At 70.4% G+C, this 10,910-nt stretch carries 9 protein-coding genes; 5 read left to right on the plus strand and 4 right to left on the minus strand.

Going from position 1 to position 10,910, the window contains the following annotated elements; genetic code table 11:
* Positions 1-386: 386 nt before the first annotated feature.
* From H504_RS0125655 to H504_RS36980, 4 genes are all read right to left on the minus strand, one after another.
* Positions 387-1,121 carry a glycosyltransferase family 2 protein gene (locus H504_RS0125655; protein ID WP_026425119.1) on the minus strand — a complete coding sequence of 245 codons (735 nt, stop codon included), beginning with the start codon at positions 1,119-1,121 and terminating at the stop codon, positions 387-389.
* A complete protein-coding gene (locus tag H504_RS0125660) occupies positions 1,118-2,395 on the minus strand; it encodes a bifunctional PIG-L family deacetylase/class I SAM-dependent methyltransferase (protein WP_245614458.1) in 1,278 nt (425 codons plus the stop codon). The genes H504_RS0125655 and H504_RS0125660 overlap by 4 nt, the downstream gene beginning before the upstream one ends.
* The gene (locus tag H504_RS0125665) at positions 2,392-3,414 is read right to left on the minus strand and encodes an acyl-CoA dehydrogenase family protein (protein WP_084468215.1); all 1,023 of its coding nucleotides are present in this window, start codon (positions 3,412-3,414) and stop codon (positions 2,392-2,394) included. The genes H504_RS0125660 and H504_RS0125665 overlap by 4 nt, the downstream gene beginning before the upstream one ends.
* Before the next feature lie 87 nt (positions 3,415-3,501).
* Positions 3,502-4,356 (minus strand): NBR1-Ig-like domain-containing protein, encoded by an 855-nt coding sequence (locus tag H504_RS36980; RefSeq protein WP_051386263.1) that lies wholly within the window; start codon positions 4,354-4,356, stop codon positions 3,502-3,504.
* A gap of 152 nt (positions 4,357-4,508) precedes the next feature.
* Between H504_RS36980 and H504_RS0125675 the strand changes: the two genes are divergently transcribed.
* The 5 genes from H504_RS0125675 to H504_RS37000 all read left to right on the plus strand — a co-directional run bounded on the left by H504_RS0125675 (position 4,509) and on the right by H504_RS37000 (position 10,487).
* On the plus strand, positions 4,509-4,913 hold the full coding sequence (locus H504_RS0125675; protein WP_051386264.1) for a hypothetical protein: 405 nt from the start codon (positions 4,509-4,511) through the stop codon (positions 4,911-4,913).
* A 575-nt stretch (positions 4,914-5,488) separates the two neighbouring features.
* Positions 5,489-6,847, plus strand: coding sequence for an iron-containing redox enzyme family protein (locus tag H504_RS36985; RefSeq protein ID WP_051386265.1), 1,359 nt, complete (start codon positions 5,489-5,491; stop codon positions 6,845-6,847).
* Positions 6,844-7,173 (plus strand): Rieske 2Fe-2S domain-containing protein, encoded by a 330-nt coding sequence (locus H504_RS39035; protein WP_051386266.1) that lies wholly within the window; start codon positions 6,844-6,846, stop codon positions 7,171-7,173. Before H504_RS36985 ends, H504_RS39035 begins: the two co-directional genes overlap by 4 nt.
* Positions 7,174-7,236: 63 nt before the next feature.
* Entirely contained in the window at positions 7,237-8,346 is a 1,110-nt protein-coding gene (locus H504_RS42155) for a 50S ribosomal protein L11 methyltransferase (RefSeq protein ID WP_051386267.1), read from the plus strand.
* A complete protein-coding gene (locus H504_RS37000) occupies positions 8,343-10,487 on the plus strand; it encodes an AfsR/SARP family transcriptional regulator (protein ID WP_169735461.1) in 2,145 nt (714 codons plus the stop codon). Before H504_RS42155 ends, H504_RS37000 begins: the two co-directional genes overlap by 4 nt.
* Positions 10,488-10,910: the final 423 nt, after the last annotated feature.

The following is a 10,910-nucleotide window of genomic DNA, read 5'->3' on the forward strand; positions in this document are numbered from 1 at the left end:
CGATCACGGCGCAGATAGGCCAAGGTGACCACCACCGAGGTGAACAACCCCGACACCGGCGGCCACCGTCGAGTCGGCCCGCCGGTTCCGTGGTGAATCGCGGCACACACGTTCTCGATGGAGACCCGCGCCAGGCCGGTGGCATGACACATGTCAGGCGGTCCGTTCGTTGAGAGTCTCTGGCGTGATAACCGAACTCTCCCAAACCGGCCGCTGTCCCTATCAACCGCCCCCACATTGATGATCACAGAGGCGTGACCAGAATCCGCCTGAATAACCCTCTGTGATGAACGCGTTCGCCATTACGTTCGGTGACCGTCGGTCGGGCGCCAAACCTACTGATCAACACCGCCGGAAACCCCGATCATGGGATAGACCCGCAGGGGTCACCGTTGGTTGGGGGACGGTGGGGTGAGGGTGGCGAGGAGGTCGGCGAGGCCGCCGGGGGCGCGGCCGTGGGTGCGGGCGCTGGTGGTGACCGTGATGTGGTCGGCGTAGGCGCGGCGGTGGCCGGTGTGGCCGAGGCGGCGCCAGATGTCGTGGTCTTCGCCGGTGTTGAGGGGGCCGAAGCCGCCGACGGTGTCGTAGGCGTCGGCTCGGATGCCGAGGTTGGCGCCGTAGACGTTGCCGTGGCCCTCGGGGACGCGGGCCAGGTCGAGGACGCGGGCGTAGCGCCGGACGGCCGCGAGGGGCAGGCCCGCGAGGTGGTCGAGGTCGACCGTGCCCGCGGTGGCGTGGGTCCCGGTGGTGGCCAGCCGCAGGTGGTCGGTGAGCCAGTTCTCGGGGACGGTGGTGTCGGCGTCGGTGGACAGCAGCCAGGTTTCAGCGGGCCGGTGCGGATCCAGGAGCGCGCGGGCGTGCCGCAGCCCCAGGTCGCGGATCTCACCGAGTGGGCGGTCGATGTCGTTGGTGAGCACCACCGCCGGATGACCGTCCAAAGCGGACTTGGCGAGGGCGGCGGTGTCGTCGGCGCAGCGGTCGGCGACGACGCACAACGACCAGGCCGCTGTCGGACCCAGTGCGCGCGCGGCGGCGGTGATCGCGCGCAGGCAGGCGTGGATGGTGTCGTGTTCATCGCGGGCCGGGATGGCGATCGCGACGGCGGTGATCGGTGTCGTCACCGGCGGCGCAGCACGTGGACGGCGAACTCGCGGTCGAGGTGTTCGACGAGTGGGTCGAGGTCGGGGTGGGCCAGCAGGCGGCGGTGGGCGTCCATGCCGTCGCGGGGTGCCTCGGCGGCCCACGGCAACCAGTGCGCTGCGAGCAGGTGCCCGCCTTGGCGCAGCACGGAAACCGCTTTGTCCACTGTGGATTCCAGATCGCTGTCGCCCAAGTAGTAGAGGATTTCGCTGAAAACGACCAGGTCCAGGGGTCCACTGGGGAGGTTGGGCAACGCACCCGTCTCGACGTGGACGTTGGTCGAGTTCGCGGTGCGTGCCCGTGCCCGTTCGACGGCGGCGGGTACCGGGTCGAACGCGATCAGCCGGTCGCACCGCGCGGCGAGGTCGGCGGTGAGCTGACCGATCCCGCACGCCGGTTCCACGGCCACCCCGTACCGCTCGTCCGGCAGGCAGGCGAGGGTGATCGCGCGCTTGCGCCGCTCGTACCAGGTGTCGTCGACCGACCACGGGTCGGTGCGCGCGGCGTAGAGGTCGGCGAACCGGCCCACCGGGGCGCTTTCGCGCGGCGGCTCGCGGAACACGACCTCCACGGCGCGGTCGAAGTGGTTCAGCGTCGCCGCGTCCAGGATCGGGTCGCGCGGGTCGAGTTGGGAGGCGAACGCCGCGATGGCCGCCGCCTTCCGCTCGCGTCGCACGGGATCGACCGGCACGGCGAACGCACGTGAGCGCGGCACAGCGGGATCTTCCGGCCGCAGCCAGTGCCACATCCAGATCGGGTAGGACCAGCGGTGCGCGGTGCCGGGCGCGACCCGCAACGCGACCGCGCCGGCGCACTGGTGGTCGGGGTGCGGGTCCCCCGGCCACGGCACCAGGCACAGGTCGGCCTCCGCCAGCGCCACACCGAGCGCGTCGGCCAGTTCGTCCTGGTGCCGGGTGAGCCCGGAGTCCGGGAGCCCCAGCCACTGGACCTCGACGCCGTCGAGCCCTTGGGCGCGCAGCGCGGCCATGAGTTCGCGGCGACGGGTGCGGCCCAGTTCGGCGCGTTCGGTGCCGGACATCGCCGGGAAGGCGGCCTCCCCGTCGGTCGCGACCACCAGCCGGACCTCGGTGCCGCGCTCGTGCAGGGTTTGGATCAGCCCGCCCGCGCCGAGGGTCTCGTCGTCGGGGTGGGCGGCCACGACCACGGCGCGGTCGTGGCGTTCGTCGGGGAACTCGCGCAGGCCGGTCAGCCAGGACGTCCACTCGGTCTCCCCGGTGGTGGGCCGCCCGCTCACCCGGCGTCCAGCACGGTTCGACCGAGCGCGGCCATGTCCCGCTCGGCGTGGTGCTGGCGCACGTAGACCTGCAGGTCGGCCAGCCGCTGGGCGAACGCGCGGTCGCGGCCCAACGACGTGGGCCCGACGATCCTCGGCACCCGGTCCACCACCTCCCAGGCGGCGCGCTCGACGACCGCCCGGCAGGTCGCCAGGTGGTGACCGGTCGCGACGCCGTGGTCCACGAGCCTGGCGACGTGCTCCAGGTGCGCGCCCGCGCCCGCGACAGCGGCGTGCAATGCGCCGAGGTGGGCCAGTTGGTGCTCATCGGCCGTGCGGGCAGCCAGGACATCGACAACGTCGTCGAGCACCCCGACCGCGCCACCGAGCCAGACGGCGGCGACTCCACCGCCGCCCGCCGCGAACCCGGGGCGCGCGGTGTACCAACCGGGCGGCCCGATGACGGCGGCGGGCTCGACCTGGTCGAACCGCACGTCCGCGCTGTCGGAGGCGTCCATGCCGATGGCCTGCCACGTCGTCGGATCCGGGATGACCCCGGGGTGGGCGAGATCGACCTCCACCAGGGACACCGCGCCCGCGTCGGTCACCGCGACCACGAGCGCGCGGTCCAGGTTGGTCGCACCGGAGCAGAACCGCATCGCCCCGTGCACCCGCCCGCGGACCAGCCGGGCGCACACCCCGCCGGATCGCGACGCCCACACCCCGTACAGCGCCCCGGTCACCGCGGCCCGCCCGGCCTCGGCCAAGATCGCCACCGCGTCGACGTGGCCCTCCGCCAACCGGGCCACCGCCAGGTCGGTCCGTCCCAACTCGACCAACCCGGCCCACCGCTCCAGCGTGTCGACCCCCGGCAACGGCAGGTCGAGAGCGCCGGCCGCGAGCCGCTCCCGCACCACGGCGGCGACACCGGTGGTGGATCGCGGCGTGGGTATCCGCGCCGGACGTTCGGCGTCGAGCCACCCCAAACCGGTGGCGGTGCGCACAGCAGCGGACAACGGGCCTCCCTCGACATCGCTCATCGAGTCGGGCATACCCGGTAACCAGCGGTTCCATGCCTGGACCGACGGCCTTTCAGCACGGCGAGCCCGCTGCCGTGAGCTCGGCGGCTAGCCCCGCACGTAAACGAGAAAGTAGACGGGGCGTGCGGAGGGGAAGAAGCGGCGGCCCGCCGAGTCCACCATTTTCCATTTGACCATGCAGGTTGTGGGCGTTTTGGGCGCGGTGACGTCCACACTGATCTTGACCCGATCGTTGGGCAAGGTGTCGCCGATGGCGATGCGTTCCGGGGTCTGACACGTGTCGGGTGTCACCGGCAGGTCTTCGCGTTCCAGGTATCGACCGCGCCAGATCGCCAGACCGGAGTTCTCAATCTCCCAGATCTTGGTGAACCGGGTTCCCGGGCTGACGACCGTGCCGTCCGGAATGGTGAGGTCGCCGATGAACCGAGACCGGTCGTCAGGGACCAGTGGACCCGGCACGTCCGTTGTGGGCGACGATGACGTGTTCGCCGAAGTGTTCTGGCTGTTCGGGATCAGGAAAACCACAGCGGCGATCGCAGCCGCGGCACCTGTCGCCAGCAGGACGAACAGCCGCCGTCTGCGCCGAGGGCGAGTCGGCGGGGTCGCCACCTCGGCGCTGTCCGGGACAACAGACGCGGTTTCGTCGGTTACCACGCTTTCGTCCGGACTCGGCGCTGTTGATGCCGCGCTCCACCGCGCCTGCCACTCCTCCTCATTTCCCCCGCAGGCGCGGACGAACTCGCGGGTCGCCTCCCAGGACGGGAGCCGAGCACCGGAAAGACAGTCGTGCAACGTCGTGTGCGAGATGCGGCCGGAGCGGGCCGCCATCTGCCGCAGCGACGGCTGACCCGCGGCCTCCCGCAGCTCACGCAGTTCCCCCGCGAACCGGCGAGCCGCCTCCTGCCTGGCCTCCCGCCGCAGATCCCCCTGATCGTCGAGCATCGAACTTTCCCCCTGTCAGAACTGTTGTCAGTCTGTGTAAACCCCTGTCGGACAACGGATGGACGGTGTGATCCTCGCAGGGCCGGACGGCGCGGACATCGACTGAACGCGTGACGGCCCGGCAGAAAACCAGCTATCGACAAGGGGAATCGATGAGAGTGGCACACAAGGCGGTCGCCGCGGCGACGGCCGCGGGGATCGCGCTCGGCACGGCGGTCCTCGCACCGGGGGTCGCCTCGGCGGCGTCGTACAACGGTGCCTGCGGGAGCGGGTACGGGGTGGTCAACCACCGGGACCTCACCGGCGGCACGGTCTACCTCACCTACAACAACGGCACCGGCCTCAACTGCGTTGTCACCGTGCGCAACAGCCCTGGCGCGAAACTGTGGATGAACGCCAGGATCGCCAGGTCCGACGACATCGTGTGGACACAGGACCCCGGTTACTTCGGGACATACGCCGGCCCGGTGTACCGCTCCGCCGCGGGCGTGTGCGTCGATTGGGGTGGCGACATCGACACGGCCACCGTGACCGCGTCGGGCACCAACTGCGGCTAGTCCGCCTGGACCGACAACCGCCGCGTGCAGAAAGGCCGACTCGCGGCGGTTGTCGGGTCCGCAACACTTCCTCGATGACGAAGACCATTGGTTGAACTGGTTGGGCGACGCAGAGCTCGTCGAGACCTCCGCGCAAACGGTCCCAGTTCCCCGCCCAAGAAATGGGCGTATCATGATCGTCATCGCGTGCTAGAAGACTGTTTTCCTCGGGCCATTTCCGGCGGGCATGGCCGTTGCGGCCGTCGCGGTGATATCGACGAAAACGAGATGATCATCCGGTGTAATAGGCAGGCGGGTTACACGGCCGTCGCTACATCTTACCTGGTCAGAGGGCATGTAGGGCGGGTGCACGGGTCTCGGTGCCAATGTTTTCCCGATGTAAGCACTCATCCGGAAACCACCCGCGTGACACCCGACTACACCGTTCGGCGCAACTGGTTGACCCATTTATGGTCACCCGCGCGGAAGCGGGTCCAAACCGGTCTGGACATGTGCTGCACTTACCGGGAATAGTGCATCATCCGCTGCGACCTGCTGAGGCATCGGTGCACCGCTCTGACTGCTGGAGGACGTCGATGACCGCGTTGGGCTTGAATCATGACGAGTCCGTGAGTCAGCAGATCACCAACTACGCCGACAATTACGCTTACCGACCACAACCGGAACCGTACTTAGTGGACAACCCGTACCGGCGCCCGCTCGACCGTGCCCGATTGGCCGGGATTGACTGGCGTCGACCGCTGACCGAGGACCGGTTCGCCTCCGACGACAGCCTGCTCGCCAACCGGGTGCTGATGAACGTCTATGAGAGCGACTCGATGTTCCTGCCGGTCGACGGCCTGCGCGGCAAGGAACGCGACTTCGCCGCCTTCTACGACCCGGACAGCCGCGTGCTCGCCGACCGGATCCGGCCGACCGCCGAGCGGTTCGCCCTCGGCTTCCTCGACGACTCCGTTCGGGTCAACGGGCACTGGGACGAGGCGCAGACGCTCAGCCACCTCGACGCCACCATCCACGAGGCCACCACCGGCGGTTTCCCGGTGCAGACCGCCGTCGAGCGGGCCGCCGACCCGCGCCGGGCCGCCGAGATGCTGATGGTCCAGATGGCCCTCGACGGCCTCACCGAGGCGACCGCCATGTCGCAGAACCTCGGTGGCGCCTTCGGCCCCGAGCAGAGCGAACTGTTCAAGATCTTCATCGACGAGTTCGGCTACGGCGTGTTCGACGCCAAGCACAGCACCCTGTTCACCGACCTGTGCCGCAGCGTCGGCATGCGGACCAGCCCGCACCACTACTGGTTCTTCTACCTGCCGTCGTCCATCGCGGTGAACAACTACTTCTACCGGGTCACCCACGACCGCACCGGGTTCTTCCGCTACATCGGCGCGATGGCGTTGCTCGAAGCCACTTTCGCGCCGTGGTTCGCCCGGCTGACCACGGTGCTGCGCACCATCTTCGGCGACGCCGTGGACACCCGCTACTGCGACGAACACGCCCACATCGACCAGCACCACGGCCGGATGGCCGTACACGACCTGCTGATGCCGCTCGCCCGCAAGCACGGCCCGGTGGCCGCGCGCGGGCTGATCCGCGGCGTCGAGGAGATCCGGCTGCTCAGCTCGCTCGCCGACGCGGACCTGTTGGCCCAGTTGGCGTGGACGCCGTCCGCGCGGCCCGCCCGCTCCACCGCGGACGTCGAGCAGGCGCCGGGCGTGCCGGAAATCCGCGACATCGGCCCGACGACGGCGTTCGAGACCAGGGTGGCCGATGTCGACACCTCGGTGGACGTGAGCAGCGGCCGGGTGCACCTGCACTTCAGCGGCACCGGCGATCCGCTCACCGTGGCCGCGGGCAGCGGGGTCAGCGTGCCGAAGGGCCGGTTGTACGGGCTGTCCGCCGACGAGGACGCCGTCGTCGTGGTCGGCGAGCGATGAGCCGCAGCGTCCGCGTCGAACTGGACTGGCCCCGGGAGAACACGGTCGTCCTCGGTGACCGGCACTTCTTCGCCTACGACCGGTCCGGCGCCGTGCACGTGATCGCCTCCCGGTGCGCCCACCGGGGCGGCCCGCTGCACCTCGGCCGGATCGAGAACGGCAAGCTGCGCTGTCCGTGGCACGGCAACGACTTCCGGGTCGACCGGCTCTGCGCGCGCGGGGTGGCGGTCGTGCAGCGCGGCGACCGGGTGATCGCCTACCTGCCCGCCGAGCCGGACTCCCCCGACTCCCCCGCTGCTGTCAACTCCATCGTGCTGGCCAAGTGATCGCGGGCCAGTCCTTTCCGAACAGTCCTTTTTGTCCCGTCTGCCCAGCCTGCGATGAGCCGAATGAGGTCGTCCGTGACCCAACAAGCCGAACTTCCCGTGTCCGATCCGGGCGAGCTCGCGCCCGCCGGTCCTCCGCCGGACACCGCGGAGCTGGTCAGGTCGTTGACGGCCAGGGGTGAGGCCCTGCTGCACGGCGCCGCCGCGGGCGAGGCGATGGAGTGCCTGCGCGTGGCCAGCCTGCTGGCGGGCCCCGGCGACGAGCGGCAGGCCCGGCTGCTGAACCGGGCCGTCCGCCAGGTGGTGCCGCGCTGGCACTTCGCGATGATGAACGACCACGAGCGCAACGCCGCCTACGAGGAGGCGATCATCGCCACCGTCCGGCCGGGCGACGTCGTGCTGGACATCGGAACCGGCTCGGGGCTGCTCGCGCTGCTGGCCGCCAAGGCGGGCGCGAGCACGGTGATCACCTGCGAGGCCGAGCCGGTGATCGCGGCCGCCGCCCGGCAGATCGTGCGCGCCAACGGCTACGCCGACACGATCAAGGTGGTCGACGCCCGGTCGACCGCGCTGCGCGTCGGCATCGACCTGCCCACCAGGGCGAACGTCCTGGTCACCGAGATCTTCGACTGCGCGCTGCTCGGCGAGCACGCCCTGCCCGCGCTGGAGCACGCCCGCCGCGAGCTGCTCACCCCCAACGCCCGGCTGGTGCCGGGACGCGGCAGGCTGCTCGGCCAACTGGTGGAAAGCGACCGGCTGCGTTCGCACAACAACGTGACGGTCGCGTGCGGCTTCGACGTCAGCCCGTTCAACCAGTTCCGGTCCACCGAGTACTTCTCGACCTACCTGCACAGCCACGACCACCGGATGCTGACCGCGCCGTTCGAACTGCTGAACGTCGACTTCGGCACCGACCAGCCCGCGGGCACGAGCGAGGTGACCACGCTGCCGGTGATCGACGGGCAGTGCGACGCGGTGGCGATGTGGTTCGAGCTGGACCTCGCGCCGGGCATCACGCTGTCCAACGGCCCGCGCCACCGGTACACCCACTGGCGCCAGGCGGTGCAGACCTTCGACCAGCGGTTCCGCTGCGATGCGGGCCTCCCGGTGACCCTGCGCGTCTCGCACGACCGGGAACGCGTCCACGTCCGCGCCCCCTTGGCCGAGTGGTGACCGGCACCCGCGTCGCCGATCCGGCCCACCGCCGGGTCGAGGCGGCACAGGGCGCACGGGTGACGACGGCGGCTCGGCACCGCGGCACCCCGGACGTCGGTGCGGACCGCCGGGCACCGGTGCGGTTCCGCATCCTCGGCCCGCTGGAGTACCACGACGGCAGCGCGTGGCGGCTGATCGGCTCGGCGAAGCAGCGCTCCCTGCTCGCCGTGCTGCTGCTGCACGCCAACCAGGTGGTCGGCGTGGACCGGCTGATCGCGGAGCTGTGGCCGGACGGTCCCGCCGCCACCGCCAGCGGCCTGCTCGCAGGCTACGTGTGGCGGCTGCGCACAGCGCTCGGCGACCAGGCGGGCACGGTGCTGGTCACCCAGGCGCCCGGGTACCGGCTCGTGGTACCGCCGATGTCGTTGGACGTGCACGAGTTCGAGGCGTTCACGGTCACCGCGCGGTCCCGTCAAGCGGGCGGCGACCTCGCCGGGGCGGCCGAGTCGTTCGCCGCCGCGGTGGCGTTGTGGCGGGACACGCCACTGGCCGACGTCGCGATGACCCCGGCCGTGATGGCCGAGCGAGCGCGGCTGGAGGAAGCGCAACTGTCCATCGCGGAGGGCAGGCTGGGCGTGGGCATCGAACTCGGCCAGCACGAGTCGCTGCTGCCGGAGCTCAAGCTGCTGGTCGCCCAATTCCCGCTGCGGGAACGCCTGCACGCGCACCTGATGCTCGCCCTGTACCGGTGCGGCGACCAGGCCGACGCCCTCGGCGCCTACCGCGACCTGCGCAAGCTGCTGGTCAACGAGCTGGGCATCGAACCGACCAAGCCCCTGCGCGACCTGCAGCAACGCATCCTGCAGGGGGACCCCGCGCTGCTCGGCACCCCCGAGCGCGGACCCACGCCCGCCGTGTCGGGCGCACGGCTGCACCGCGGTCCCGTCGTCACGGGCGAGCGGGACGCCGACGTGCTCGGCCGCGACGAGGAACTGGCTGCCGTGACCACCCGGCTCACCGAGGACCGCGCCTGCGTCGTGCACGGTTTCGCGGGTACCGGCAAGTCCACCCTCGCCGCCCTCGCCGCCCGCCGCCTCGCCGACCAGTACCCCGACGGCCAGATCTACCTGGACATGCGCTCGTCAACCGACGTCACCCCGCTGCGCCCGGTCGAGGTGATCGGCTCACTCGCGCACGCCACCAGTACCGCCCCCCGCCCCCAGGACGGCCCCGACGGCTGGCCAACCGCGGCCGCAGGCCTCCGGGTACTCGTCATCCTCGACGACGTACACCGCGCCGACCAGGTCCGCCCCCTCACTTCACCGCCCCCCGGCTGCGCATTGCTTGTCGTGTCCCGCGCGCCACTGGAAGTCGCGGGCGCCCGCTCGTATGTCCACATCGGACGATTATCGGCCGCCGCCTCGATCAGCCTGTTGCGCGACTCGGTCGGCGCACGCCGCATCGAGGCAGAATCCGACGCCGCGGGCGAACTGGCCCAACGCTGCGAATACCTGCCCTTGGCACTGCGAATCGCCGCGACCCGCCTGGCCGCGCGCCCCTCATGGTCCCTCCGCGACTTCGTCAACCGCCTCGCCGACCCGCGCTGCCGACTCGACCTGCTGGCCAGCAGCGAACTCAGCGTCCGAGCCAGCCTCCGCGGCGGACTCCGGTTGCTCGGACACCAAGACGACACCGACGCCCTCGCCGCCCTACGACTCCTCGGCGCCCTCGACATGCCCCTACTGGGCCTCGACGTCCTAGCCGCCCTCCTCCGCCGCGACCCCAACACCGCCCGAGGCACCGCCGACCGCCTAGTGGACGCAGGCCTCCTGGAGACACCAGCCGTGGACAGCTACCGAATCCCCGACCTGGTCCGCCTCTTCGCCCGCGAACAACGCGACGTCGACGTCGACATCCCCGGCGCCATCGCCAGCGTCGTAGCCTACTACCTCGGCGCCATCCGCAGCCGCCTCTCCACAATGGACTCAACCCGCAACGGTGCACGAGCCGCCGCCATGGCCGAGGGAATATCCTGGTACCGCAAAGAGATATCGTCCCTCCGCTCCCTGGCCATCCAAGACCGCACCGACACCCTCCACAAAGCCGTAGACCAACTCCGCTGGTTCATCCACCACGGCCGCGTCTCCCCCACCCCCTAGGCGGACACCCACTGCCCCAACCCGCCCCCTCCTCCGCCAAGCACCACTCCCCGCACCGCACCCCTCAAAACCAACGCCCATCGACGAAACACCACTCTCGCACCGCGCGCCAAACCCACTCCTCACCGATTAAGCGCCACCACCCGCACCGCCCCTCGAAGCCAACGCCCAAATCGACGAAGCTCCACTCTTGCACCGCACCCCGAGAAACCCACCCCATATCGACGAAGTCCACCAACCTGCACCGCGCGCCTCGGGACCCGCCGATCCCAACCGCCCGTTGTGGTGAAGTTGTTTTGTTTGGGGGAGGCGGTGGCCTAAGCCGGCTGGCGGGTAAGGCCACGCTTTCCAGTGGCCCCGCCTTTTAGCCTTACCTGAGGCTGCCGCTAGGGGCCCCAAACAAAACAACTTCACCACAACGGG

The organism is Actinokineospora inagensis DSM 44258, assembly GCF_000482865.1.
Taxonomy (GTDB): Bacteria; Actinomycetota; Actinomycetes; order Mycobacteriales; family Pseudonocardiaceae; genus Actinokineospora; species Actinokineospora inagensis.

Coding starts and splice junctions, on each gene's coding strand:
- H504_RS0125665 (WP_084468215.1), bottom strand. CDS start 3,414: ATGAGCGATGTCGAGGGAGGCCCGTTGTCCGCTGCTGTGCGCACCGCC.
- H504_RS36980 (WP_051386263.1), bottom strand. CDS start 4,356: ATGCTCGACGATCAGGGGGATCTGCGGCGGGAGGCCAGGCAGGAGGCG.
- H504_RS0125675 (WP_051386264.1), top strand. CDS start 4,509: ATGAGAGTGGCACACAAGGCGGTCGCCGCGGCGACGGCCGCGGGGATC.
- H504_RS36985 (WP_051386265.1), top strand. CDS start 5,489: ATGACCGCGTTGGGCTTGAATCATGACGAGTCCGTGAGTCAGCAGATC.
- H504_RS39035 (WP_051386266.1), top strand. CDS start 6,844: ATGAGCCGCAGCGTCCGCGTCGAACTGGACTGGCCCCGGGAGAACACG.
- H504_RS42155 (WP_051386267.1), top strand. CDS start 7,237: ATGAGGTCGTCCGTGACCCAACAAGCCGAACTTCCCGTGTCCGATCCG.